This window comes from Bordetella sp. BOR01 (assembly GCF_019218885.1).
GTDB lineage: Bacteria > Pseudomonadota > Gammaproteobacteria > Burkholderiales > Burkholderiaceae_B > Bordetella_A.
The window spans coordinates 585,637-610,398 of record NZ_JAHUWT010000003.1 but is presented as its reverse complement, the minus strand read 5'-3'; the positions used below and the strand labels follow the sequence as shown (position 1 = coordinate 610,398).

21 protein-coding genes are annotated in these 24,762 nt (G+C 66.5%); 19 read left to right on the top strand and 2 right to left on the bottom strand.

Features of this window, described 5'->3' with window-relative positions; translation table 11 throughout:
- From KW845_RS17655 to KW845_RS17630, 6 genes are all read left to right on the top strand, one after another.
- The gene (locus KW845_RS17655) at window positions 1-1,401 is read left to right on the top strand and encodes an amidase (protein WP_218370642.1); all 1,401 of its coding nucleotides are present in this window, start codon (window positions 1-3) and stop codon (window positions 1,399-1,401) included.
- Window positions 1,402-1,641: 240 nt separating this feature from the next.
- A complete protein-coding gene (locus KW845_RS17650; RefSeq protein ID WP_218370641.1) occupies window positions 1,642-2,673 on the top strand; it encodes a tripartite tricarboxylate transporter substrate binding protein in 1,032 nt (343 codons plus the stop codon).
- A gap of 24 nt (window positions 2,674-2,697) precedes the next feature.
- Entirely contained in the window at window positions 2,698-3,711 is a 1,014-nt protein-coding gene (locus tag KW845_RS17645) for a cyclase family protein (protein WP_218370640.1), read from the top strand.
- Window positions 3,712-3,748: 37 nt separating this feature from the next.
- The gene (locus tag KW845_RS17640; RefSeq protein ID WP_218370639.1) at window positions 3,749-4,549 is read left to right on the top strand and encodes an SDR family NAD(P)-dependent oxidoreductase; all 801 of its coding nucleotides are present in this window, start codon (window positions 3,749-3,751) and stop codon (window positions 4,547-4,549) included.
- A 44-nt stretch (window positions 4,550-4,593) separates the two neighbouring features.
- Window positions 4,594-5,595 (top strand): tripartite tricarboxylate transporter substrate binding protein, encoded by a 1,002-nt coding sequence (locus tag KW845_RS17635; RefSeq protein ID WP_218370638.1) that lies wholly within the window; start codon window positions 4,594-4,596, stop codon window positions 5,593-5,595.
- Window positions 5,596-5,603: 8 nt separating this feature from the next.
- A complete protein-coding gene (locus KW845_RS17630) occupies window positions 5,604-6,584 on the top strand; it encodes a zinc-binding dehydrogenase (protein ID WP_218370637.1) in 981 nt (326 codons plus the stop codon).
- Here KW845_RS17630 and KW845_RS17625 read toward each other — a convergent pair.
- Entirely contained in the window at window positions 6,565-7,596 is a 1,032-nt protein-coding gene (locus tag KW845_RS17625; RefSeq protein WP_218370636.1) for a substrate-binding domain-containing protein, read from the bottom strand. The genes KW845_RS17630 and KW845_RS17625 overlap by 20 nt on opposite strands.
- Before the next feature lie 207 nt (window positions 7,597-7,803).
- Here KW845_RS17625 and KW845_RS17620 point away from each other — a divergent pair, with 207 nt between their 5' ends.
- The 4 genes from KW845_RS17620 to KW845_RS17605 are packed head-to-tail and all read left to right on the top strand — an operon-like array spanning window position 7,804 to window position 12,015.
- Window positions 7,804-9,372 carry an AMP-binding protein gene (locus KW845_RS17620; protein WP_218370635.1) on the top strand — a complete coding sequence of 523 codons (1,569 nt, stop codon included), beginning with the start codon at window positions 7,804-7,806 and terminating at the stop codon, window positions 9,370-9,372.
- Window positions 9,373-9,398: 26 nt separating this feature from the next.
- Entirely contained in the window at window positions 9,399-10,208 is an 810-nt protein-coding gene (locus tag KW845_RS17615) for an SDR family NAD(P)-dependent oxidoreductase (RefSeq protein ID WP_218370634.1), read from the top strand.
- A gap of 31 nt (window positions 10,209-10,239) precedes the next feature.
- A complete protein-coding gene (locus tag KW845_RS17610; protein WP_218370633.1) occupies window positions 10,240-11,217 on the top strand; it encodes a tripartite tricarboxylate transporter substrate binding protein in 978 nt (325 codons plus the stop codon).
- 33 nt (window positions 11,218-11,250) lie between these two features.
- Window positions 11,251-12,015, top strand: coding sequence for a citryl-CoA lyase (locus KW845_RS17605; protein ID WP_218370632.1), 765 nt, complete (start codon window positions 11,251-11,253; stop codon window positions 12,013-12,015).
- Window positions 12,016-12,036: 21 nt separating this feature from the next.
- Here KW845_RS17605 and KW845_RS17600 read toward each other — a convergent pair whose 3' ends face one another.
- Complete coding sequence (locus tag KW845_RS17600) at window positions 12,037-12,993, bottom strand: LysR substrate-binding domain-containing protein (RefSeq protein ID WP_218370631.1); 957 nt, start codon at window positions 12,991-12,993, stop codon at window positions 12,037-12,039.
- A gap of 131 nt (window positions 12,994-13,124) precedes the next feature.
- Between KW845_RS17600 and KW845_RS17595 the strand changes: the two genes are divergently transcribed.
- The 9 genes from KW845_RS17595 (at window position 13,125) to KW845_RS17555 (ending at window position 24,720) form a co-directional block, all read left to right on the top strand.
- Window positions 13,125-14,591 (top strand): aldehyde dehydrogenase family protein, encoded by a 1,467-nt coding sequence (locus tag KW845_RS17595; RefSeq protein WP_218370630.1) that lies wholly within the window; start codon window positions 13,125-13,127, stop codon window positions 14,589-14,591.
- Window positions 14,591-16,378, top strand: a complete 1,788-nt coding sequence (locus tag KW845_RS17590) for a thiamine pyrophosphate-binding protein (protein WP_218370629.1) — start codon at window positions 14,591-14,593, stop codon at window positions 16,376-16,378. The genes KW845_RS17595 and KW845_RS17590 overlap by 1 nt, the downstream gene beginning before the upstream one ends.
- Window position 16,379: 1 nt before the next feature.
- Entirely contained in the window at window positions 16,380-17,630 is a 1,251-nt protein-coding gene (locus KW845_RS17585) for a CaiB/BaiF CoA-transferase family protein (protein WP_218370628.1), read from the top strand.
- Window positions 17,631-17,678: 48 nt separating this feature from the next.
- Window positions 17,679-18,659 (top strand): tripartite tricarboxylate transporter substrate binding protein, encoded by a 981-nt coding sequence (locus tag KW845_RS17580; RefSeq protein ID WP_218370627.1) that lies wholly within the window; start codon window positions 17,679-17,681, stop codon window positions 18,657-18,659.
- Window positions 18,660-18,670: 11 nt separating this feature from the next.
- Window positions 18,671-19,849 carry a thiolase family protein gene (locus KW845_RS17575; protein WP_218370626.1) on the top strand — a complete coding sequence of 393 codons (1,179 nt, stop codon included), beginning with the start codon at window positions 18,671-18,673 and terminating at the stop codon, window positions 19,847-19,849.
- Window positions 19,846-20,244, top strand: a complete 399-nt coding sequence (locus KW845_RS17570; RefSeq protein ID WP_218370625.1) for a Zn-ribbon domain-containing OB-fold protein — start codon at window positions 19,846-19,848, stop codon at window positions 20,242-20,244. The genes KW845_RS17575 and KW845_RS17570 overlap by 4 nt, the downstream gene beginning before the upstream one ends.
- A 96-nt stretch (window positions 20,245-20,340) precedes the next feature.
- Window positions 20,341-21,063 (top strand): SDR family NAD(P)-dependent oxidoreductase, encoded by a 723-nt coding sequence (locus KW845_RS17565; RefSeq protein WP_218370624.1) that lies wholly within the window; start codon window positions 20,341-20,343, stop codon window positions 21,061-21,063.
- Complete coding sequence (locus KW845_RS17560) at window positions 21,060-22,598, top strand: acetyl-CoA acetyltransferase (protein ID WP_255592726.1); 1,539 nt, start codon at window positions 21,060-21,062, stop codon at window positions 22,596-22,598. Before KW845_RS17565 ends, KW845_RS17560 begins: the two co-directional genes overlap by 4 nt.
- Window positions 22,599-22,608: 10 nt before the next feature.
- Window positions 22,609-24,720, top strand: a complete 2,112-nt coding sequence (locus KW845_RS17555; RefSeq protein WP_218370623.1) for an acetate--CoA ligase family protein — start codon at window positions 22,609-22,611, stop codon at window positions 24,718-24,720.
- Window positions 24,721-24,762 lie beyond the last annotated feature (42 nt).

The window sequence follows — 24,762 nt, the reverse complement described above, 5'->3', positions numbered from 1 at the left end:
ATGGAAGACGCGATCAATGCATTGACGGCCGCCCAATTGACAGGCCTGATCCAACAGAAGAAGCTGTCGCCGGTGGAAGTGGTGCAGGCGGCGCTGGACCGCGCCGAGCGCCTGCAACCCGAGCTGAACTGCTTCATCACGATATGTGGCGAACGCGCGCTGGATGAGGCGCGCCAGGCCGAGCAGGCAGTGATGGCGGGCCGCGCGATGGGCCTGCTGCACGGCGTGCCCTTTACCGTCAAAGACCTGGTCAACACGGCTGGCGTGCGCACCACCTTTGGCACGCTGGCCTACCAGGACCACGTGCCTGACCAGGATGCGGTCAGCGTGGCCCGGCTGCGCGCTGCCGGTGCCATCCTGATCGGCAAGACCACCACGCCCGAGTTCGGCTGCCAGTCGCTGACCCGCAGCCCCTTATTCGGCCAGACCCGCAACGCCTGGAGCGCCGAGCGCACCAGCGGCGGGTCCAGCGGCGGGGCGGCGGTGGCCACGGCCGCGCTGATTGCCCCCCTGGCGGTGGCCAGTGATGGCGGCGGCTCGACCCGTATCCCGGCCGCCTGCAATGGGGTGGTGGGCTTCAAGCAAAGCAACGGCGTCATTCCGCACAGCCAGGCGCTGGATGTCTATGGCAACCAGACCTATGTCACGCCGACCACGCGCACCGTGGAAGACACCGGCCTGATGATGCAGGTCATGGCGGGCGAAGATCCGGTAGACCCCTGGTCCATTGGCGTCATCAAGCCGGATTTCGAGGCGGCTGCGCGCGCGCCCGCGGACTTGCAGGGCAAGCGCGTGCTGTATTGCGCGGCGCCGCCGGGGCGCCCCGTATCGGCCGACGTGCAGCGTGCGTTCGACAGCGGGCTGCAGCGCCTGCATGCCCTGGGTGCCGAACTGGAAGCCTTCGACGGCGAAGGCTTCAACATCGAACCCATCTGGCGGGCGGTGAACCATACCGTGTGGCGCACCCGCTTCATGGACATGGTGCAGGCCAGGCCTGAATTGTTCAGCGAGACCTTCCGGCGCCAGGTGGAATCGGCGGCGTCTTTCAGCAGCGTGGACTACCAGCGGGCCATGTTTGACCGTTCAGCGCTGTTTCACAAAGTGCAGCGCCTGCTGCAGCGCGCCGATTTCCTGGCCATGCCTACGCTGACGCGCACGGCGCTGCCGATCGACCAGGATTTGTTCCAGCCCATCGAGATCGACGGACGGCAGTTCGATGACCTGCGATCGCACTGGTATCCCTGGACCATGGTGTTCAACATGACCGGGCATCCGGCCGTCAGCTTGCCATGCGGGACAGGTTCGGATGGCCTGCCCATCGGGCTGCAACTGGTGGGCGGATTTCGGCTGGATGCCGACTTGCTGCGGGCCTCGGCGGCATTCGAGGCGGCGGCGGGGTAGACGGCGCAGCACCGGCCAGCGCGGCCGGACCACCCTGACAGGCCGTCCCTGCCCACGCGGGCAGGGACGGCTCTTTTGTTTCCGGTTTCCATGATTGCCGCCACCGTCCCGGCGTCCCTGCCGGGCCGGGCAAGTCGTCATCCACTCTATTGATGAACCGTTTCATTATGTGCTAGAGTTGCCGAAATTTCTGAAACCGGCGCCTATAAACATGGGTTATCAACAAAAACAGGAGGCGACGTGGCATTCTTCGGTCCATTAAATGAATCGGTTCAATATGCAAGGAAAGAACACGCGCCTGCCTTGATGGGGCGGCGCAGCTTCCTGGCCGCCATGGCCGCGCTGGGGGTGTGCGGGCCCAGCCGGGCGGCGGGCTACCCTGCGCGGCCGCTGACACTCTATGTTCCGTTCGCCGCGGGCGGCATTGCCGACAGCAATGCCCGCCTGGTCGCCGAGAAACTGGCGGGGCGGCTGGGGCAGCCTTTTGTCGTGGACAACCGGCCAGGCGCGGGGGGCAACATCGCACTGGGCGTGGCCACGCGCGCGGCGCCGGACGGATACAGCCTGATGTTCGGCACCAATGGCACGCATGCCGCGAACCGCTATCTGTACAAGGATTTTCCCTACGATCCGGTGCGCGATTTCGTACCCGTGCACGGCTTGTTCGCCGATTTCAATGTGCTGGTGACCGGCACGAAGGCGCCGTTTGCCACATTCGACGAATTCCTGGCGCTGGCGCGCAAGCAGCCTGGCCGATTGACCTATGCGTCGGCTGGCGTGGGTACCGCGCAGCACCTTGTGGCCGAACTGCTGCAGCAGGTGGCCGGTATCCGGTTGCTGCATGTGCCCTACAAGGGCGCCGGCCTGGCAATGAACGACCTGATGGCCGGCACCGTGGACGTGATGTTCGACTACCCCATTACCAGCCTGCCGCTGATCGGCGCCGGCAAGTTGCGTGCGCTGGTCACGACCGGCCCGCAGCCCTTGCCCAGCCTGCCGGGCGTGCCCACCATTGCTGCGGCTGGATATGGCGGGGCGCAGTCGTCAGTGTGGTCGGGGCTGTTTGCGCCGCGCGGCACACCGGCGGATGCCGTCGCGGTACTGTCCGATGCCTGCCGCCGCGTGCTCGAGGATCCGGCCTTGCAGGCACGTGCCGCCCAGAACGGCACCGAACTGTTGCGGCGCCTGGACGCGCAAGCGTTTCCGGCATTCGTGGCGGCCGAGGCCGGTCGCTGGAAAGACATTGTGCAAACCGCGCATGTGCAGTTGTGACGCGCGGGTATGGGACGACAGGAAATGAACCAACGCTGGAAGATGCGACCGCCGCAATCGAACTGGGGCGACTTCGGCCCCGACGATGAACTGGGCAGGCTGAATCTGATCACGCCCCAGGCGGTGCTGCGGGGCGTGCGCGAAGTGCGCGACGGGCGCAGCATCTGCCTGAGCTTGCCGCTGGACCTGCCCGGTGGCAATGTGCTGAACCCGCGCCGGCATCCGCCCGCGCTGGCACCGACGCGGCGCGATGGCCGGCCTGTCTACAACTTGCCGGTCGACCCCACCGGCCATGCGCATACCGATGTGGTCTGCGATGACGCGGTAACCCTGCATACGCAATACTCCACGCAATGGGACAGCTTTGCGCATGTGGGGCACCTGTTCGACGTGGACGGCAACGGCCAGCCCGTCGCGGTCTACTACAACGGTTTCCGCGCCGGTACGGACGTGGTCGGGCCGGCCGGCCAGGCGCCGGCGCGCGCGCACCGGCTGGGCATCCAGACCATGGCCGAGAAAGCCATCCAGTCGCGCGGCGTGCTGCTGGATCTGCACGCGCTGTGCGGCGATGCCCGCCAGTATGTCGGCTATGACTTGCTGATGCGCGCCGTGGATGCGGCCGGCGGCGACATCCAGGCCGGCGACATGCTGTGCCTGTATACGGGATTCGCCGACAAGCTGCTGGCAATGGCCGGCACGCCCGACCTGGCGGTACTGGACAGCAGCTGCGCGGTGCTGGACGGCCGCGACGAACGCCTGCGGCGCTGGGTCGTCGACAGCGGCATTGCCGCGCTATGTGCCGACAACTATGCGGTAGAGGGCATTCCGGCCAGCCCGGCGGCCGAGCCCTGCGCGCGCTTGCCCTTGCATCAGTTGTGCTTGTTCCAGTATGGGATTCCCCTGGGCGAGCTGTGGTATTTCGCCGAGCTGGCGTGCGCCCTGGCGGCGCAGGGCCGTTCGAAGTTCTTGCTGACTGCACCGCCGCTGCGCCTGCCCGGCGCGGTGGGGTCGCCGGTCACGCCCGTGGCCACGCTTTGAGCGCGCCGTCCACCCTACACAGGCCAGGAGCCCTTTCATGAGTGACACGCAAATTCCAACGGCCAGCCTGGCGGGCCGCCGCATCCTGGTCGTGGGGGCGGGCCGGGCGCCCGGCGCACGCGAACCGGCATCCAACGGCAACGCCAGCTGCCTGGCGCTCGCGCGTGCCGGGGCGCGCGTGGCGTGCGCCGACCGGGATCGCGATGCCGCGCAACGCACCGTGGACGACATCGTCCAGGCTGGCGGCCGCGCCACTGCGCTGCAGGCCGACGTCGCGGATGTGGCGCAGATTCCTGGCCTGCTCGAGCAGGCGGCCGCCGACCTGCAGGGCCTGGACGGCCTGGTGCTGAACGTGGGGATCAGCCACCGTGCGCCGCTGGCAGCCCTCAGTGCCGAAAGCTGGGATGAGGTTCTCAACGTCAATACCCGCGCGCACTTGTTCTGCGCCAAGCATGCCTTGCCCCTGATGGCGCCGGGCGGGTCGATCGTGTTCGTGTCGTCTACCGCAGCGCGCCGGCCCGGTGGGCGCAATCCCGCCTATGAGGCCTCGAAAGCGGCGCTGTCGGCCGTGTGCCGGGCGGTGGCGCTGGCAGGGCAGCCGGCCAGCATCCGGGCAAACGTCGTCATGCTGGGCCTGATCGATACCCCCATGGGGCGCGCCGCCACCCAGGCCAGGCCCGACCGGCTGACGCAGCCCATGCCCTTTGGGCGGCAAGGCACTCCTGAAGAAGTGGCGGCGGCGATCCGCTTCCTGCTGTCTGAAGAGGCCAGCTATATCAACGCCATCGAGTTGCCGGTCGATGGCGGCATGTCCGCAGGCATCGTCCTGCGCAAATAGGGCGGCGCGCGCCGCACGCATTACAACGACACAAGGAGACCATCATGACCTCTCGATTTCCCGCGCGCCTGGCGCTGCGCGGCATACAGTGCCTGCTCGCATTGGCCATGGCGCTGGCGGCAGGCTTGCCCAGCATGGCCGCTGCCGCGTATCCCGACCGGCCCATCCGCTATGTGATTCCATTTCCGCCGGGCGGGTCCACCGACACCACAGGCCGCATCCTGGCCGAAGAAATGGCGAAGATACTGGGGCAGCCTGTCGTCGTCGAGAACCGGGGCGGCGCGGGCGGCAATATCGGCGCTGCCCATGTCGCCGGCGCCCCGGCCGACGGCTACACGCTGCTGCAGGGAACCATCGGCACGCACGGCATCAACCCGACGCTGTACGACAACCTGCCATTCGATGCGCGCCGCGATTTCGTTCCCATCGCGCGCATGACGGCAGGCACGAACGTGCTGGTGATCAATCCCTCGGTGCCCGCGAAAACCGTGCAGGAACTGATTGCCTATGCCAAGCAAAACCCCGGCAAGCTGATGATGGGCTCTTCTGGCGCGGGCAGCAGCATCCATATGTCGGGCGAACTGTTCCAGGTACTGACGGGTACCCGCTTTACGCATGTGCCTTACCGCGGCGGCGGGCCGGCCATGAACGACCTGCTGGCCGGACACATCCAGCTGATGTTCGACAATCTGAACGTCTCGCTGCCGCATATCCAGGCCGGCAAGGTGCGGGCCCTGGGGGTGACCAGCCGTACCCGCGCCGCGGTGTTGCCAGACGTGCCCACCTTGATGGAGGCGGGCGTACCCGGGTACGAAGTCACCAGTTGGAGCGGCATTTTCGCGCCTGCCGGCACTCCGCGCGATATCGTGGAAAAGCTCAATGCCGCCATCAACCAGGCACTGAGCACTGATACGGTACGCGCCCGCTTCGACGAAGCCGGCATCCAGATCGATCTGATGGGCGTCGACCAGTTCAAGGCGTTCGTTGACAGCGAGATCGACCGCTGGGGCGATATCGTCAAGAAATCGGGCGCCAAGGCGCAATAGGCGGCCGGATGATGCGCGCTATCGTTCTTGGTGCCGAAGGCCCGGTGCTGGCCGAAGCGCCGGTTCCCGAGGCGGGTGGGGCGCAGGTCCGCGTGCGGGTGCAAGCCTGCGCGCTGAATCGTGCCGACTTGTACATGGCCGAAGGCCGCCGCCACGGCGATACGGGTGGGCGGGGCACGGTCCTGGGCCTGGAATGGGCCGGCGTGGTGGATGCGGTGGGTCCGGATGTCCCGGCGCACATCCACGTCGGGAAACGTGTCATGGGATCGGGCCGCGGCGCCTTTGCCGATTATGCGGTTGCCGATTGGGGACGTGTGCTGCCCATGCCGGACAGCATCCTCGACCCCGCCATGGCAGCCACTTTACCGATTGCCCTGCAGACCATGCACGACGCCCTGGTCACCCATGGCCGCTTGCAGGCCGGGCAATCGTTGCTGGTTCATGGGGCATCGACCGCCGTGGGGTTGATGGCGCTGCAGATCGCCCGCTACATGAAGGCGGGCTGGGTGGGCGGCAGCTCGACCAACGCCGGCAAGCGCCAGCGCCTGCCGGACTGGGGAGCCGACCTGGCGGTTGACCCCACTGCGCCGGACTGGGTGCAGCAAGTGCTCGATGCCACCGGCGGCGCGGGGGCAGATGTGGTCGTGGACATGCTGGCCGGGCCGGTCTTCAACGCCACGCTGGCGGCCACCGCCATCGAGGGGCGTATCGTGAATGTCGGCCGCCTGGCGGGCCGCACGGCAAACTTCGATTTTGACCTGCATGCGCTGCGACGCGTGCACTACAGCGGAGTGACGTTCCGCACGCGCACTGCGGAGCAGGTCAGGCAGATTACCGCGCACATGCTGCGCGACCTGGGCGCAGCGCTGGACGCCGGGCAACTGCGGCTGCCGGTGGATCGCAGCTTTGCCCTGGCGCAGGGCGCGCAGGCCCTGGCATACATGCAGACCAACCGTCATTTCGGCAAGATCATCCTGCGCGTCGCTTGACCGGGCCGCACGACTGGCGTTCGATCAGGGCGTACGGAAACATGTTGCTGCGTGCCTCGGGCGCTTCGCCGTTGCGTGCCTGGATGCGTTCAAGCAGCATGGCGCAGGCACAGTCGGCCACCGATTCCACCGGTGTGCGCAGCACGGTGAGCGGCGGGTCGTAGTTCTCGGCGAAATCGGTATCGCCTATGCCGATCACGGATATGTCGTCGGGGACGCGCTTGCCGGTCATCGAGATGGCGCGCAGGGTGCTGCTAAGGGTTTGCGTGCCCTGGGCGATGATGGCCGTGGGCGCATCCGGCCTTCCCAGCATTTCGGTAACGGCATCGTAGGCAGAACTGGTAGGAGTGGGGCCCTGGACCAGCAGGTCGGGTACCGGCAGGCCGGCCGCCTTGAAGGCCGCCTTGTAGCCTTCGATACGCCGGCGCACGGCGCGGCTCTTGGCTTGCCATAGCACCAGCGCGATCCGGGCATGGCCCAGCGCCATCAGGTGGCCTACCGCCGCCTTGATGCCTTTTACGTGGTCGTAGAGCACGGCGTCGGCATCGACGTTCATGTCGCGGTCGTAGATCACGACAGGCATGGTCAGGTGCTGCACGGCTTCCAGCACGCCGGCATCGCGTTCGTTGCCGGGCGCGATGATCACGCCGTCCATGCCGCGCAACTGGAAAGTATTCAGGATGCTGACCTCGCGTTCGGCGTCGTTCAGCCCATTGGCCAGCAGCAGCATGTAGCCGGCGGCAAAGAAGCGCGCTTCGAGAGCGCGGAAGGCGCGCGCGTACAAGGGGTTGGTGACATCGGAGAACATGCAGCCGATGGTCTTGCTGCTGCGCGATCGCAGCGCCTGCGCCGCATGATTGGGGCGGTAGCGCAGCGCCGCGATGGCGCGTTCGACTTTGGCACGGACTTCCGGCGTGACATTGGCGGCGCCGTTGATGACGCGCGAGGCACTGCCCACCGAGGTGCCTGCCAGTGCAGCGACGTCCCGGATGCTGATCTGCTTTGGTCGCATGAGGGTCCTTTTTCCAGGCGCGAGTATAACCCGCGGCCCATGGCGCCAGGCTCTTGCGGCCGACGTTCCCGCGTACGATTCTGGCGGTGTTGATGAAACGATTCATTTAGAGATATACTCGCCAACCATGAATTGATGGAAATTATGGTGAAACGATGTCTTGGCGCTGCCCAGGACCGGCTTCATCGATACCGGACAAGGATGGCAATGACTACACACCGCGCCCATATCGGCGGCACTATCGGCGACATGATCATCCAGGCGATCGCGCGTTATCCAGACCGGGTAGCGTTCATCGACGATCAGTCGCAGCTTGGCTATCGCCAGCTGGGCGAGCGCATCGGCCAGGCCATGGCCGCCTTCACGGCGTTGGGACTCAAGCGCGGCGACGGGGTGGCGCAACTGTCGGGCAACCGCAGCGATGTGTTCGTGGTGATGGCCGCGGCCTACCTGATGGGCCTGCGCTCGGTGACCCTGCACGGCATGGGCGGGCTGGGTGACCACGCCTACATCATCGGTGACGCCGAGGCGTGCCTGTTCATCGCCGATCGCGGTTACCAGGCCCGCCTGGATGCGCTGCGCGCACACTGCCCGGCGGTACGGCACTGGTATTCGCACGATAGCGACGTACCGGGCCAGGCGTCGTTCTGGGACTACGCAACGGGATTCGAGCCGGCGCCACTGCGCGTGTCGGCCGAGCCCGACGACGTGATCCGCCTGGCCTATACCGGCGGCACCACAGGCAAGCCGAAAGGCGTGATGCTGACCAACCGTTCGGTGTGGATGCAGGCGCTATTGCTGCTGGCGGCGCGGCAGTTGCCAGCCGAGTTGCGGTTGCTGTGCCCGACGCCGATTTCGCACGGAGCCGGCGCCATGCTGGTGCCCACGCTGTGGCGCGGCGGTACGGTCATCCTGCAGCGCGGGTTCGATCCCGAGAAGTACATCGCGGCACTGCAGGCGCACCGGGCGAGCTTCAGCTTCCTGGTGCCCACCATGATCTATGCCATCCTGGATCATCCGCACTGCAAGACAGCCGATTTCTCGTCGCTGCGGCTGCTGTCGTACGGCGCCTCGCCCATGGCGCCGGCGCGTATCGAAGAGGCCATGCGCGTGTTCGGCCCGGTGCTGGTGCAAAGCTATGGCCAGACCGAAAGCCCCAGCAATATCCTGTTCCTGTCGCAGGAAGACCATGCGCGTACCGACGTCAACACCCTGGGGGCGGCGGGCATGCCTTATCCGGGCGTCACCGTGGAACTGCTGGATGACCAGGACAACCCCGTCGAAGCGGGGCAAGTTGGCGAACTGTGCGTGCGCAGCCCGCTGGTCATGGACGGCTACTGGAAACAGCCGGAACTGACCGCCGAAGTGCTGCGCAGCGGCTGGCTGCATACCGGCGACATGGCATACCGCGATCCCCACGGCTACTACTTCCTGGTCGACCGCAAGAAAGACATGATCATCTCGGGGGGCTTCAACGTGTACCCCAAGGAAGTCGAGAACGTGCTGACCGCGCATCCCGCGGTGGCCGAGGCGGCGGTGATCGGCGTGCCCGACGAAAAGTGGGGCGAAGCCGTCAAGGCGGTGGTGGTGTTGCGCGCGGGTGCCACCGCCACCGAAGCCGAACTGCAGTCTGCCGTGCGAGCCGCCAAGGGGCCGGTCAACACGCCCAAGTCGGTCGACTTTGTCCAGGCGCTGCCCCTGACCACGCTGGGCAAGCACGACAAGAACCAGCTGCGTGCCCGCTATTGGGGCGACCGCACCCGCAAGATCAACTAGTGCACAGACAAGGAAAAGGGAAGGCAATGAGCGAAGAATTCCAGCCCGCCAGCCGGTCGCTGGCCGACCGCGTGGCCATCGTGACCGGTGCGGGTTCGCGCGCGGACGGGATCGGCAACGGCCGCGCCGCGGCGATCCTGCTGGCGCGCGAGGGCGCGCGCGTGGCGCTGATCGATGCGATAGAGGAGTGGGCCGAGGCCACGCGCCGCATGATCGAAGACGAGGGTGGCCAGGCGCTGGTGCTGCCCTGCGACGTGAGCGTCGACGAGCAATGCGCCCAGGCCGTCGCCCAGGCCCGGCAGCGCTGGGGCCGGGTCGACATCCTGGTCAACAACGTGGGCGTTGGCGGGCCGGCGGGCAGCGCCGTCGACCTGGACTTGCAAGAGTGGGATCGTGCTTTGCGGATCAACGTCACTTCGATGATGCTGATGGCGCGCCACTGCATTCCCGCGATGCGCGAGCAAGGCCGCGGCGCGATCGTGAACGTGGCATCGGTGGCGGGCTTGATCGGCGGGCATCCCAGCCTGCTGTACCCGACCTCGAAGGGGGCGGTGGTGAACATGACGCGTGCCATGGCCGCCCATCATGGCGAGGAAGGCATCCGCGTGAATTGCGTGGCGCCCGGCATGGTCTACACACCCATGGTGTACGCCCGCGGCATGTCGGACGAGAAGCGCGAGATTCGCCGCAAGCGCTCGCTGCTGTGCACCGAGGGCAGCGGCTGGGATGTCGGGCATGCCATCCGCTACCTGGTCAGCGACGAGGCGCGCTGGGTGACAGGCGTGGTGTTTCCGGTCGATGCGGGTACGACCGCCGGCCGGCATTCATATCAATAAATCAAAAATGAACGACACAGGAGCAGCGTAGATGAAGAACTGGACCACCCTATGGGGCGTCGTGGCGGCGGGGTGCGCCATCTTGGCCGCGCCGCTTGCCCAGGCGCAAGACTACCCCAGCCACAGCATTACCCTGGTCGTGCCGTTTGCAGCCGCCGGGATATCCGACAACCAATCGCGCATGCTGGCCCGCAAGCTGGCCGACAGCCTGGGCCAGCCGGTCGTGGTCGAGAACCGGCCCGGCGCCAGCGGCATGATAGGCGCCGAAGCGGTGGCGCATGCCAGGCCGGACGGCTATACGCTGCTGTATGGCACCCACGGGACGCAGGCGGCCAACCTGGCGTTATTCGACAACGTGCGTATCGATCCGCCCAAGGACCTGCGGGCCGTGCATTCGCTGTTTCGCCAGTCGACCGTGCTGGTGGCCAATGCCGCCACGCCGTACCGCAGCCTGAAGGACCTGGTGCAGGCGGCCAGGCAGCGGCCGGGCGCCGTGAATTATGCGTCGGCCGGCTCCGGTACGCAGACCCACCTGGCGGCGGCCAGGTTGCAGTCGGCAGCCGGCATCAGCTTGACGCACATTCCCTATAAAGGCGCCGGGCCGGCGCTGGCCGACGTGCTGGGCGGCAACGTCGAGATCATGTTCAGCTACCCCGAATCGGTCGACCAGCATATCCAGGCTGGCAAGCTGCGCGCGCTGGCCGTGGCCGGCCAGAGCCGCCTGGACGCGATGCCGCAGGTCCCCACCATGGCCGAGGCTGGGTATCCGGACGCCGCGCTGGAAGGGTGGTCGGGGGTATTCGTGCCGGCGGGCACGCCGGATGACGTCGTGGCCAGGCTGGCCGCCGCGATCAGGCAAGCCACCGAAGCACCCGATGTCGTGGCCTCGATGGCGGCCATCGGCAGTTTTCCCATGGGCCTGTCGGATGCCGACTTCCAGCGCTTCGTCGAGCAGGAAGTGCCGCGCTGGAAAGAAGTGGTAGTGCAATCGGGCGCCCGGCTGGAATAGTCCGGGCCGGGCCAACACCAGGAAGGAATGCACATGTTCAAGAGCAATATCGGCGGCGGAGACGCCGACCACATCACCATCCGCGGCTACGACCTGGTCGATGACCTGATCGACAAGCGCGATTTCATCGACGTGCTCTGCCTGACCGTGCTGGGCAGCTTTCCCGATGCGAACCAGCGCCGCATGATCAATATGTTCCTGGTGACGGCGGCCGATCATGGCCTGACGCCCAGCGCGTTGGCCACGCGGCTGACCCTGCATGGCGCACCCGAGTCGATGCAGGGCGCGGTCGCGGCCGGCATACTGGGCGCGGGCAGCCGCTACCTGGGCGTCGTGGAATATGCCGCAAGGTTCCTGCAGCAAGCCGTTGCCGATTTCGACGGCGCGGATGACGACACGGCCGCGCGCGATGCCCATGCCGAGCGCGTGGTGGTCCGCGAGCGCGAAGCGCGGCGGCGCATCCCGGGTATCGGGCATCCCATCCATGTCGACGGCGATCCGCGCTGCAACAAGATCCTGGCCGTGGCCGCCGATTGCGGCTACCACGGCAGGCATTGCCGCTACGCCCTGGCCCTGGCCGCCGCGGCGACCCGGGTCTTTGGCAGGCCGGTGCCATTGAACGCCACCGGCGCCAAGGCTGCCGTGCTGCTCGACATGGGGCTCAGCCCCGAGTTCGGCAAGGGCATGACGCTGATCGGCCGCGTGGCGGGGCTGATCGCCCATATCATCGAAGAGCGCGAACAGCCCATTTCGCAGGCGGTATGGGATATGGCCAGCGGCAACGACGGCGGCCATTGACCAACGGCACAGCGTGCGCGATCAGGCTTCCAGGCTGGGCACTTCCAGCAGTTGCACGCCCTGCCACTTGTCTTGCTCGACCAGGTCGGCGGTGACCGACCTGATCTCCTCGGCAATGATAGACGCCGATGGCGAGAAGACCTCGCTGGCCAGCGAATAGATGTAATTGCCCCGCACCAGTTGCGCGTCCGAGATGGAATAGGCGCGCCAACTGCGCGACAACTGCCGCTGCGACAAGACCGCCGCCATGGGCTTGATCGTAACGCCCATGCCCTCGTATACGCAGTCCATCAGCAGCGACAGCGAATCGATTTCGGCAATGATGTTCATCGTCAGGTTGCGCTGCTCGAACACGGACGAGATCAGGCGCCGCAAGCCATGCGAGCCGGTGGGCAGGATCATGGGCAGCGCGGCGGCCTCGGCCAGCGTCAAGTGCTTGCGGCCCTTCGGGATCAGGGGCGAGGTCGCCGAGGCCAGCACGAACAGTTCTTCGCGCAGCAGTGGCGTGGGCTCATGGTCGGGCAGGGCATTGCGGTTGAACAGGATGGCCAGGTCCAGTTGGCGCAGCCGCATCATTTGCGCCAGGTGCCCGCTCATGCCCTCGACCACGTTCAGCACTACGTGCGGATAGCGCTCTCGCACCCACCGCACCAGCGGCAGGCCCAGCGCACTGAGTGTGGTGGGCGCCAGTCCCAACGACACCATGCCTTGTATGTGCGGGGTTTCCTGGCGCACGATGGATAGTGCCTGCTCGTGCTGCCTGAGCATCAGGCGGGCATGGTTATACAGCGCGCGGCCGTGCTCGGTGGGAACGACGCCCTTGGCTGAACGCAGCAGCAAGGGCCGGCCCACTTCGCTTTCCAGCTTGGCAATCTGCTGGCTGAGCGCGGGTTGGGCAATGTAAAGCTGGCGTGCAGCCTTGGTCAGGCTGCCGCTTTCGATGATCTGGATGAAAGAGCGTAGCTGACGTAATTCCATGTGCGCGGGCGTAGCATCGATCTAGGGGTATTCATTCTACTTATGCCCGTCAATGGAAAACAGTATTATTTCTTCGCGTTTACCCGCGCGTATTCTTTCTTCGGTCAATGTGAAGGAAGAGGCGAACGGCGATGGAAGTGCATGGTGCGCACGAGATTGGAACGCGGCGGGGCTTGTTGATTGCCGGCGAATGGGTGCAAGGACAGGCGGGCTCGTTCGAGGTACTGAACAAGTACGACAACCAGTGCGTGGCCGAAGTCGGCATCCCCGGCAGTGCCCAGATCCAGGAAGCGGTCCGGGCGGCTGCGCAGGCGTATCGCGCCGCCAAACTCAGCCCCTATGATCGCGGGCTGTTGCTGGATAAGGCGGCGGCCGTTCTCGAGCAGCGCAGCGAGCGCCTGCAGCGATTGCTGTGCATCGAAGCGGGTTTCACCCTGAATGACGCCGCCGGTGAAGTGCGGCGCACCATCCAGACCTTTCGCCTGTCCGCGGAAGAGGCGCGCCGGTTCACCGGCAGCCTGGTGCCCATAGAAGGCGCGCCGGGCCAGGCTGGCCGGGTCTGCTGGACCGTGCAGGTGCCCTTGGGCGTCGTATGCGCCATCACGCCATTCAATGCCCCCTTGAACACCGTGGCGCACAAAGTGGCTCCCGCGCTGGCGGCGGGAAATGCCGTCATCCTGAAGCCTTCGCCGCATACGCCCCTGGTGGCTTGCGAGATGGCCGACGCGCTTATCGAGGCAGGCCTGCCCAGGGCGATGATCTCGGTATTGCATGGCGGCGCCGATGTGGTGGGGGGCCTGCTGGACCAACCCGACATCAACTTCTACGCTTTCACGGGCAGCACCGAGGCCGGTCGCGCCATCCAGCAGCGCGCGGGCCTGCGCCGCACCCAGATGGAACTGGGCTCGATCGCCTTTGGCATCGTCTGCGATGACGCCAACCTTGATTTCGCGCTGGGCCGCATCATCAATGCGGCTTACCGCAAGGCGGGGCAGGTGTGCACGTCGATCCAGATGCTGCTGGTGCACGAGCGCGTATTCGCGGAAGTCGAGCGGCGCCTGACGGAAAAGGTGCGCGCGCTGACCGCGGGAGACCCCTTCGAACCGGGCAACTTCGTGGGCCCGGTGATCAGCGCCGCTTCGGCAGAGCGCATCGAGAACTGGATAGATGTTGCGGTACAGGGCGGCGCCACCTGCCTGGCCGGGGGCAAGCGGCAGGGCAACGTCATTGCCCCGACGCTGCTCAAGGGCGTGGACGACAGCATGCCGCTGGGTTGCCAGGAGGTCTTCGGGCCGGTCATGTCGCTGATTCCGTTTTCAACCCTGGACGAGGCCATAGCCCGGGTCAACGCAACGCCTTATGGCCTGGCGACCGGCGCTTTCACCAATCGGCTGGACGATGCTTTCCGGTTGGCGCGCGAGCTGCGCGTGGGCGGCGTGCATATCAACGAGACCTCGAGTTCACGCGTCGATATGATGCCGTACGGCGGATCAAAAGCCAGTGGTTTTGGGCGGGAAGGTCCGTACTACGCCATGCGCGAGATGAGTGAAGAGCGCGTGATCACCTTCATCCCGGATACCGGATCAGGAGAGCAGTAATGGCAAGTCGTAAGGGCGGAGAAATCATTGTCGACTACTTGATCAAGCAGAAGGTGCCGTATGTGTTCGGCATTTGCGGTCATGGCAACGTCGGCATCCTGGATGCCTTGCACGAGCGCAAGGACGAAATCAAGTATGTATCGCCCCGCCATGAGCAGTGCGCGGGCCATATGGCAGACGGGTACTTCCGGGTGAAGCATGCGCCCGTGGCCACGCTGACCTCTACCGGGCCGGGCTCGGCGAACATGGTCATGTCGCTGGCCACGGCGCTGTCGGATTCGTCGGCCTTTCTGGCGATCACGGCCAACGTGCCGACTTCGCAGGCCAACCGGGCGCCGTTCCAGGAGCTCTACAAGCACAACCAGGCCGATTTCGCCCAGGTGCTGCGGCCGGTCGTCAAGCGCAGCTTCCAGCCGTCGCGCGTGGACATGCTGCCGCTGGCCTTGCGGCAGTCGTTCGACACCATGCTGACTGGACGCCCGGGCCCGGTGAACATGGACATTCCCTATAACGTCTTCCAGGAAGAGGACGACGTGGCCACGCCACCGGCCACGCCGGCCTTCGGCGCGCATCGGCCCGCACTGAGCGAAACCGACCTGGCCTCGGCCCTGGACCTGGTCGCCGCGGCGCAGCGCCCGGTCTTCTTCATCGGCCAGGGCGCCACGCTGGCCGGCGCCGGCCCGGCGCTGACCGAACTGCAGGCCAGGCTGGGCATTCCGGTGATCACCTCGCCCAACGGCATGGGCTGCGTACCGGCCGGGGATCCCCTGACATTGGGGTTCATCGGCCGCAACGGGGCTTATCCCGCCAACCAGGCCGGCCGCCATGCGGACCTGGTCATTTGCGTGGGAACACGCTTTGACGATCGTTCGTCGTCGACCTGGATGCCGGGGTATTCGTGGAACTTCCCGGCCACCCGCTTGCTGCAGGTTGACCTGGATCCCGTCGAGCTCGGCCGCAACTATCCGCCCACGCTGGGGGTGATCGCGGATGCCAGGGTGTTCTGCCAGCAATTGCTGGGCGCGCTGGCCGGGCGTGCCGATATCCAGCGGGAAAATTTCTCGGCCTGGCGCGAACAGGTGGCAGGCTGGTGCAAAGAGTGGCAGGACTTCGTGCGCCCCAATTTCGATGCCATCACCACGCCGATCAGGCCGGAGTACGTGGTGGGAACGCTACAGAAGGTGTTGCCGGAAGACGTGATCCTGACGCTGGATTCCGGGGTGCATCACAACTGGTTCATGCAATTCTGGCAGGCGCGGCGGCCGGCCAGCATGCTCAATAGCTGGGGCTATTCATCGATGGGCTTCGGCGTATGCAGCGTGCTGGGCGCACAGCTTGCCGCGCCGGATCGCCCCTGCGTGGCGGTGGTGGGCGACGGCGGCTTCATGATGGCGCCGTATGTGGTGGCGACAGCGGTCGAATACGAATTGCCTTGCGTCTGGATAGTGTGGAACAACTTCGCTTGGGGGGCGATCCGCGACCTGCAATATGGCCTGTTCCAGGGGCGCGAGATGGGAACCGCCTTCTACAAGGGCGCCCAGGGCCCGGGCGGCGAACGCTACAACCCCGACTTTGCCGCCTGGGCGCGTGCCTGCGGCGCCGATGGCATCACGATCACTCGAAGCGAAGACCTGGCGGCCGCCGTGGAACAGGCGGTGAAGAACCGCCGTCCGTGCGTGATCGACGTCCATGTGGACAGCGAAGTGCGGCCGCCTTCCACCGGCACCTGGCAGTTGCCGCCCATTCCGTATACCGAACCGATGTTCGGTAAGCCGTGGGTGGCATGACATGGAAGATGCCGTCGACAAGCGCCCCTTGAAGGGAATCCGTATCCTGGACCTGAGCCGGGTGTTCTCGGGGCCGTGGGGCACCCAGATCCTGGGCGACCTGGGCGCGGAAGTGATCAAGGTCGAACAACCGGGACGCGGCGACGACATGCGCCGGCTGGGGCCGCCGTTCTTGCCCGACCTGCAGGGTGCTCCGACCGAAGAGTCGTCTTACTACCTGAGCACCAACCGCAACAAGAAATCGATCGCGGTGGACATCTCGACGCCGCAGGGCCAAGAGGTCATACGCGGGCTGGCAGCCGTCTCGGATGTATTCATCGAGAACTTCAAGGTGGGGAACCTGGCCAAGTATGGCCTGGACTACGCACCGATCTCGGAGATCAATCCGCGCATTGTCTATTGCTCGATCACCGCCTTTGGCCAAACCGGGCCGAATCGCCATCGCTTGGGCTACGACACGCTGTTGCAGGCCATGTGCGGTGTGATGAGCGTGACCGGGCATCCCGATCAGCACCCGGGCGGTGGCCCGGTCAAGGTGGGCATGGTGTTGTCCGACATGCTGGCCGGCATGTATGCCGCGATGGCCATCCAGTCTGCGCTGTACGCACGCGATACCGGCGGACAGGGCGACAAGAAGGGGCAATACATCGATATATCGATGTTCGACGCCCAACTGGCCGCGATGTCGCACCAGGCCATGCATTACCTGGTGTCGGGCGAGAACCCGGCGCGCTTCGGCAACGGTGCGCCATCGGTTTCGCCGTCCAATGCATTTCGCTGCAGCGACGGCTACATCGTGATGGTGGCCGGCAACGACGCGCAGTTCAAGAAGCTGTGCGGCGTGATCGGCGCCGACGCGCTGGCCGAAGACCCCCGCTACCGCAGCAACGGAAACCGGGTCGTGCACCGGGAAGCGCTGATCCAGGACCTGGAGCGCATTTTCTGCACCCGCACGAAAGCGCAATGGCTGGCCACGCTGGAACAGGCCAATCTGGTTGCGGGGCCGATCAACGAAATGAGCGACACCTTCGCCGACCCGCAGATTGCGGCGCGCGGCATCGTGACCCAGGCCACGCATGCGTGCGGCACGCAGGTGCCGTTGATTGTCTCGCCGATGCGCATGTCGGACACGCCGCTGGATGTCTACATGGCGCCGCCGACCAGCGGACAGCATACCCGCGAAGTGCTGTCGTCCCTGCTGGGCATGGGCGACCAGGAAATAGCCGAGGTATCGAGACTTCCCCGCGGCTAGGTGAATTCGAGACTCGCCACATTGAGCGAGGGTTCAGGAGGCATGAAAATGAAGATGACGAGACGGGGCCTTGCGGCCATCGCGGCAGCTTTGCTGTTTGGCGCCTGCGCCGTGCCGGGGCCGGCCAGCGCCCAGAACGCGCGAGGCGCGACGCGGTTGCTGGTTCCCTATGCGGCGGGCGGCGCTACCGACATCCTGGCGCGGCAACTGGCTGAGAAGCTGGGCACGTTGTGGGGCACGCCGGTGGTGGTCGAGAACCGCCCCGGCGCGGCGGGAACGATCGCCTCGCGCGAGCTGGCGCAGTCCAAGCCCGACGGCAAGACCTTGATCATGGTGACCAGCGCGCATTCGATCAATGCGCTGGTCTACCAGAAGCTGCCCTACGACACGCTGGCCGACTTCACGCCTATTGTCCAGGTCGCGGACATTTCCAACGTGCTGCTTGCCAGCAAGGCAAGCGGCTATACCTCGCTGGCGCAGGTGCTCGAGGCGGGCAAGGCCAACCCCGACAGCCTGACCTACGGCACGGCGGGGGTGGGAACTTCTGTGCACCTGGCGGGCGAGCTGCTGTCGTCCACGACCGGGGTGCCCATGACACCGGTGCATTACAAGGGCGACCAGGAATCCATTGTTGCCCTGGCCGGCGGCCAGATCCCGCTCAGCATCAATACGGTCGCGGGCGCGCGGGCGCAGATCGAAGCGGGCCGGGTGCACGCGCTGGCGGTCACCGGAAGCACGCGCTCGGCCATGCTGAAAGATGTGCCGACCATCGCTGAAAGCGGCGTGCCCGGCTATGCCGCCGGCAACTGGTTCGGCATCCTGGGGCCGGCCGGCATGGATGCCCAGACGGTCCAGCGGCTAAATACGGATATCGCGAAGGTGCTGAGCGACCCGGCGACGGCGGAACGGGCGCAGGGCCTGGGCCTGACGATCAAGACGGGCACGCCGCAGCAGTTCGACGCGCTGATCCGGCACGACATGGACATGTGGCGTCCGATCGTGAAGAAACTCGACTTGCGCAACGGCTAAGGCGGCACGACATGGAATGGCTGCAGGATAGAAGTATTGCGATCGTGGGCAGCGTGCATACGAAGCTGGCCAGGCAAAGCGGCAAGACCGCGCTGGAACTGGGCGGCGAGGCGCTGGCCGCCCTGATCGAACAGACCGGTGTCGAACGGGACCGGATCGACGGTTTCGCCAGCACCCTGGCCAACGCCGATGCGGGTAACGCGTTCTGGACCAGCGTGGTCTGCGAAACGCTGGGCCTGTCAGTGAAGTGGGCGCAGGTTTCCGACATAGGTGGATGCTCGGTCGCCGGCAACGTCGCGCGCGCCGCGGCTGCCATTCACGCCGGGTTGTGCGAGGTAGCGGTGTGCCTGGCGGCGGATGCGCCGTCCACCCGGTTCACGACGGTGCAAAGCGGATACCGGACAGAGTTCTGCGATCCGTTCGGCTACGGCTTGCCGGTGTCGTTCGGGCTGTTGTCGTCGGCCTATGCCGCCAAGTACGGCCTGCCCGAGCGCGGCATGGCCAGGCTGGCGGTCACGCAGCGCGCCGGCGCGCTGCTCAACGACCTGGCATGCGAGACCCTGCGCACGCCGCTGACCGAACAAGACTACCTGGCGTCGCGCATGATTGCCGAACCGCTGCGGCTGCTGGACTGCGTGATGCGATGCGATGGCGCCAACGCCTTCCTGGTGATGTCCACCAAGCTGGCCCGCAAGCTGGGCATGAAGCGCTTCGTGCATCCCGTGGCCTACCGCGAGCGGCTGAATTTCGATGCGCGCGGCGAAATCGAAGACATCACCGTGACCGGATTCTCGGATGTCGGGCCGGCTTGCCTGGAAGCGGCGGGCTGGCGTCCTTCGGACGTGCAGTCATTTCATCCGTACGACGACTTCTATATCGCGCTGATTCTGCAACTGGAGCAAATCGGCTTCTGCCATGCCGGCCAGGCAGAGGCTTTCATCCTGGACACGGATATCGGGCTGCAGGGCACCTTGCCCATCAACACGGGCGGCGGGCAGATCTCAGCCGGCCAGCCGGGCCTGGCCGGCGGCGGCGTGAACCTGTACGAGGCCGTCGAGCAGTTGATGGGCCGCGCCGGGCCGCGCCAATTGCAGGCCGCGCAGAACGCGCTGGTGACGGGCATTGGTGTCATCCAGTATGCCCGCAACTGGGGATGCAGCAGCGCGCTGGCGCTGGAGGCAGGAGCATGAACAAGAAACCCGCGCTGATCGTCAACAACACCTCGCGGCCCTTCTGGGACGCCGTTGCGCGGCACGAGCTGCTGCTGCAATACGACCCCACGGCCGACCGCTACCAGTTCTACCCGCGCCCGATCGGCCTGCACACGACAACCGCGCTGCAGTGGCGCAAGGCCAGCGGCAACGGCACCTTGGTGGCGGCCACGCGCACGCATTTTGCCGCGCCCGGCTTTGCCGAGCAGGTGCCGTACTGGGAAGGCCTGGTCCGGCTGGACGAAGGGCCGCGCATCTTCGCGCCCCTGGGCGACACGGGCACGGCCTGGCTGCCCGGCACGCGCATGCGCATCGCCTGGCCGGCGCCAGGCGCATCCGGACACCCGTTCTGGTTCGAGGCCATTCCAGGGTAATTCGCGTACAGACTGGCCCGGCCGCCCGCGGTGGCCCCGCCAGCATGAACATCAACGCGCCACCCCGCACGGTGGCGGAACCGAAAAGGATGCAACATGAGCAAGAAACTGGCTTTGGTATTTGGTGGATCCCGCGGCATAGGCGCAGCCTGCGTGCAGGCCCTGGTCGACGATGGCTTCGATGTCGCGTGCACTTATGTATCCAGCAAGCCCGCCGAGCCGGCCGGGGCGGCGGCCGGCCGGGTGGCGTTCTACCAGGTGGACATTGCCGATGATGCCCAGGTGGCCGCGGTGTTCGACAGCGTGGCGCGCGACTTCGGTACCCGCCCGCACTGCGTCGTGGCCAATGCGGGCATCAATGTGCCGCCCGGGCCGGTGCACCAGTTCGACACCGGGAATTTCCGCAAGCTGGTCGAGGTGAACATCGTCGGCGCGTTCAATATCCTGCGCCACGCCGGGCAGCAGGTGGCCGATGGCGGTGCCATCGTGGCGCTGACCACCTCGCTGGTGCGCCATGCCGCGCCCGGCCTGGGGCCGTACAGCGCCTCGAAGGCCGCGGTCGAATGCCTGGTGCGCGCCATGGCCAAAGAACTGGCCGGCCGTGGTGTGCGGGTCAACGCCGTGGCGCCCGGCCCCGTCGATACCGACTTGTTCCGCGCCGGCAAGACTGACGAGGCCAAGCAGCGCTCGGCCGCGATGAGCCCGTTCAATCGCATCGGCACGCCCGAGGAAGTGGCGCAGGTCGTGGCGTTCCTGGCGTCGGACAAGGCGTCCTGGGTGCATGGGCAGATTGTGCAGCCCAACGGCGGGCTGGTATGAACGCATTGGATCCCCGCGCGCCGATCATCGTAGGCGTGGGCGACCTGACCGACGCCGAGACGCCGGCGTCGCTGGGCCGTTCTCCCTACGACCTGATCGCGCAGGCCGCGCGCCTGGCTTTGGCCGATACGCAGGCGCCGGGCATGGCCGACGCCATCGATACCGTGGCCGTGCTGCGCTCTTACGCGGACACCTCGCACCGCTTCGCCACCCGCCTGGGCGGGTCGGCCAATCCGCCCAAGAGCCTGGCGGACCGGCTGGGCCTGAATGCCGCGCGGCATATCTATACCTGGAACGGCGGCAACATGCCGCAGTCCCTGGTGAACCAGTTTTCCGAGGCGATTGCGCGCGGCGAGATGCGCGCCGCATTGGTGGCGGGCGGCGAGGCCCTGCGCACCCAGCACGCCCTGGAGCGCACGCAGGCCGAGATCTCCTGGCAGGAAGACCCGGGCGGCGCGCCGGAACTGATAGGCGACCCGCGCCACGGCTGGAACGACGATGAAGACCGCCACGGCATGCGCGCGGCCATCGCCATGTATCCGCTGTTCGAGAACGCCATCCGCGGCCGGCGCGGGCTGTCGGCCGACAGCCATATGCGCAGCATGGCAAGCCTGATGGCGCGATTTGCCCGCGTGGCCCGCGACAACCCGCTGGCGACCCGTCGCGAGGGCTGGTCGGCCGAGCGCCTGGCCACGATTGACGCGGAGAACCGCTGGATAGGGTTTCCGTATCCGCGCTTCATGGTGTCGAACGCCTTCATCGACCAGGCGGCCGCGTTCATCGTGACCTCGGTGCAAGTCGCCCAGGAATACGGCATTCCCCAGGAAAAGTGGGTGTACCTGCACGGCTGCGCCGACGCGCACGATACCTGGTACACCTCGGAGCGCCATGACCTGCACTCGTCGCCGGCCATGCGCGCGGCTTCGCGGCAGGCCTTGGACATGGCCGGCTGCGTCATCGACGATATCGACATCCTGGATATCTACAGTTGTTTTCCTTCGGCGGTCGAGATCGCGTGCCAGGAACTGGGCATTGCCGAAGACGATCCGCGCGGCCTGACAGTGACTGGCGGGCTGGTCTATTTCGGCGGCCCGGGCAACAGCTATGTGGTCTTGTCCATCTGCGAAATGATGCGCAGGCTGCGCGCGGCGCCCGGCAAGAAGGGTTTGATTACCGCCAACGGCAATTGGGTGACCAAGCACGCTTACGGTATTTATTCCACGACGCCGCCCCGCCAGCCATGGGAACGGGCATCGCCGGCAGCCTTGCAGGCCGAGCTGGACCGCTTGCCGGTGGCGCCCATCGCCCGCCAGCCATCCGGCCGCGCCGCGGTCGAGACCTACACGGTGATGCACGACCGCAACGGCCCGGCGTTTGGCATCGTGCTGGGACGCCTGGCCGCCACAGGCGAGCGCTTCATCGCCAACACGCCGTCTGACCAGGCGACGCTGAACGACTTCCAGGCGCGTGAAAGCCTTGGGCGCGGCGGCTCTGTGGCACAGCGAGACGGCCTGAATATCTTCACGCCCGACTGAGACGATGGATATGTTCGATCACACTGCATCGCTGCGCGCCGCGCTCGATCCCCGCTCGATTGCCGTCATCGGCGCCTCGGAGAACCCCAACAAGGTGGGCGGCCGGCCGCTGCGCTTCCTGACGCAGTTCGGCTTCAAGGGGCAGATCTACCCCATCAATCCCACGCGCACGCATACCCAGGGCCTGCGCACCTGGCCCACGTTGCAGGCATTGCCCCAGGCCCCCGAACTGGCGATCATTGCCGTCGCCGGGCAGGCGGCATTCGATGCCATCGACGCCTGCGCCCAGGCGGGCGTGAAGATTGCCGTGGTCATGACCGGCGGGCTGACCGAAAGCGACCTGGTGAACGGCAAGCAGAAAGAACGTGACATGGTGGCCAGGGCGCAGGCTTGCGGCATGCGCATCATCGGGCCGAATTCGCAGGGCATCGCGAACTTCGGCACCGGTGCCATCGCCAGCTTCTCGACCATGTTCGTCGAAGTGCCGCCCGCCGACGGCCCGGTCGGCATCGTCAGCCAGAGCGGTGCGATGAGCGTCGTGCCCTACGGTTTGCTGCGCCAGCGGGGCATTGGCATTCGCCACAGCCACGCCACGGGCAACGATTGCGATGTCACCGCCTGCGAGATGGCGGCAATCGTGGCCGAAGACCCCGCCCTGAAGGTGCTGCTGCTGTATCTGGAAGGCTTGCCCGATCCGCACCGCCTGGCCCAGGCAGCGGCCATCGCGCGCGACCGCGGGCTGTTCATCATGGCCATAAAAAGCGGGCGGACCGCCGCCGGCCAGGCGGCGGCGCAATCGCATACCGGCGCGCTGGCCAGCGAAGACCGGGTCGTGGACGCATTTTTCCAGCAGCACGGCATCTTGCGCGCCAAGGACATGCGCGAAATGGTCGACGGCGTCGAACTGTACCTGAAGGGCTGGCGGCCCCGCGGACGGCGCCTGGTGGCCATCAGCACCTCGGGGGCCACCTGCGTGATGGCCGCCGACGCGGCCGCCTCATGCGGCTTGAGCCTGGCGCGCCTTTCGGACAGCACGACGGCCGCCTTGCGCCAGGCGCTACCCGCCATCGCGCTGCCCAATAATCCCGTCGACCTGACCGGCGCGATGCTGACCGACAGCAGCCTGTTCGGGCGCACGCTGGATGCGCTGGCGCCTGATGGCGGCATCGATGCGGTCCTGACCGGACTGCCCGTGTCCGGCGCCGGGTACGACGTACCCCGCTATGCGCGGGATGCGGCGGCCTTCATCGATCGCACCCAGCGTCCGTTCCTGTGTTCCGCGGCACAGCCCGGCGTCCGGGAAGCATTTCGTGCCCAGGGCGTACCCGCCTTCGACACCGAGACCGACGCCGTGCAGGCGCTGGGGCGCTTCATCGCGCACTGGGAATTGACCGAAAACGTCAACCGGCGGATCGAGGCGGGTTGTTCTCCCGGCCTGGGCATGCACGATGCCGCGGGCGGCAAAGAGCAGATGCTGGACGAGGCGAACAGCCTGGAGTTGCTGGCGCAGGCGGGCATCCCGACAGTGCCGCACCAGGCATGCGACTCGGAAGAATCGGCGGTGCGCGCCTTCCACGGCATCGATGGCGCCGTGGTGCTGAAAGGCTGTTCCGCGCAGGTGGCGCACAAGACCGAGCTGGGCCTGGTTCGCTTGAATTTGCGCGATGAGCCGGCTGTCAGGCAGGCGTGGCGCGAGGTGGCCGCGGCCATGGAAAGCCATGGCCTGTCGCCGGCGCGGGCAGTGGTGGCTCAAATGGCCAGGGGCTGCCAGGAACTGATGGTCGGCGCCCATCGCGACCCGCTGTTCGGACCGGTGGTGGTGTTCGGCGCCGGCGGCAAATACGTGGAAGCCATGCCGGATGTCGCCATGCTGCTGCCGCCGTTCGCGCGCGATGACGTCAGGGAACGCCTGGCATCGCTGCGGATGGCGCCCTTGCTGCATGGCGTGCGCGGCGAGCCCGCACTGGACATCGACGCGTTCATCGACACGGTCATGGGCGTGCAAGCCTTGATGGTCGACCCCGGGCAACGCCTCAGCAGCATCGACCTGAATCCCGTCATCCTGAAGCCGGTGGAAGAGGGATGCGTCGCGGTGGACGCGGTGGTGTATCGCACCGGCTGACCCTGCCGCAAGGCAGGTAAAAGACCCATGACAAGGAGACAC

Excerpts from the sequence above, each read along its gene's own strand:
- KW845_RS17655 (WP_218370642.1), top strand. The coding sequence starts at position 1 with ATGGAAGACGCGATCAATGCATTGACGGCCGCCCAATTGACAGGCCTG.
- KW845_RS17645 (WP_218370640.1), top strand. The coding sequence starts at position 2,698 with ATGAACCAACGCTGGAAGATGCGACCGCCGCAATCGAACTGGGGCGAC.
- KW845_RS17640 (WP_218370639.1), top strand. The coding sequence starts at position 3,749 with ATGAGTGACACGCAAATTCCAACGGCCAGCCTGGCGGGCCGCCGCATC.
- KW845_RS17635 (WP_218370638.1), top strand. The coding sequence starts at position 4,594 with ATGACCTCTCGATTTCCCGCGCGCCTGGCGCTGCGCGGCATACAGTGC.
- KW845_RS17630 (WP_218370637.1), top strand. The coding sequence starts at position 5,604 with ATGATGCGCGCTATCGTTCTTGGTGCCGAAGGCCCGGTGCTGGCCGAA.
- KW845_RS17625 (WP_218370636.1), bottom strand. The coding sequence starts at position 7,596 with ATGCGACCAAAGCAGATCAGCATCCGGGACGTCGCTGCACTGGCAGGC.
- KW845_RS17620 (WP_218370635.1), top strand. The coding sequence starts at position 7,804 with ATGACTACACACCGCGCCCATATCGGCGGCACTATCGGCGACATGATC.
- KW845_RS17615 (WP_218370634.1), top strand. The coding sequence starts at position 9,399 with ATGAGCGAAGAATTCCAGCCCGCCAGCCGGTCGCTGGCCGACCGCGTG.
- KW845_RS17610 (WP_218370633.1), top strand. The coding sequence starts at position 10,240 with ATGAAGAACTGGACCACCCTATGGGGCGTCGTGGCGGCGGGGTGCGCC.
- KW845_RS17605 (WP_218370632.1), top strand. The coding sequence starts at position 11,251 with ATGTTCAAGAGCAATATCGGCGGCGGAGACGCCGACCACATCACCATC.
- KW845_RS17600 (WP_218370631.1), bottom strand. The coding sequence starts at position 12,993 with ATGGAATTACGTCAGCTACGCTCTTTCATCCAGATCATCGAAAGCGGC.
- KW845_RS17595 (WP_218370630.1), top strand. The coding sequence starts at position 13,125 with ATGGAAGTGCATGGTGCGCACGAGATTGGAACGCGGCGGGGCTTGTTG.
- KW845_RS17590 (WP_218370629.1), top strand. The coding sequence starts at position 14,591 with ATGGCAAGTCGTAAGGGCGGAGAAATCATTGTCGACTACTTGATCAAG.
- KW845_RS17585 (WP_218370628.1), top strand. The coding sequence starts at position 16,380 with ATGGAAGATGCCGTCGACAAGCGCCCCTTGAAGGGAATCCGTATCCTG.
- KW845_RS17580 (WP_218370627.1), top strand. The coding sequence starts at position 17,679 with ATGAAGATGACGAGACGGGGCCTTGCGGCCATCGCGGCAGCTTTGCTG.
- KW845_RS17575 (WP_218370626.1), top strand. The coding sequence starts at position 18,671 with ATGGAATGGCTGCAGGATAGAAGTATTGCGATCGTGGGCAGCGTGCAT.
- KW845_RS17570 (WP_218370625.1), top strand. The coding sequence starts at position 19,846 with ATGAACAAGAAACCCGCGCTGATCGTCAACAACACCTCGCGGCCCTTC.
- KW845_RS17565 (WP_218370624.1), top strand. The coding sequence starts at position 20,341 with ATGAGCAAGAAACTGGCTTTGGTATTTGGTGGATCCCGCGGCATAGGC.
- KW845_RS17560 (WP_255592726.1), top strand. The coding sequence starts at position 21,060 with ATGAACGCATTGGATCCCCGCGCGCCGATCATCGTAGGCGTGGGCGAC.
- KW845_RS17555 (WP_218370623.1), top strand. The coding sequence starts at position 22,609 with ATGTTCGATCACACTGCATCGCTGCGCGCCGCGCTCGATCCCCGCTCG.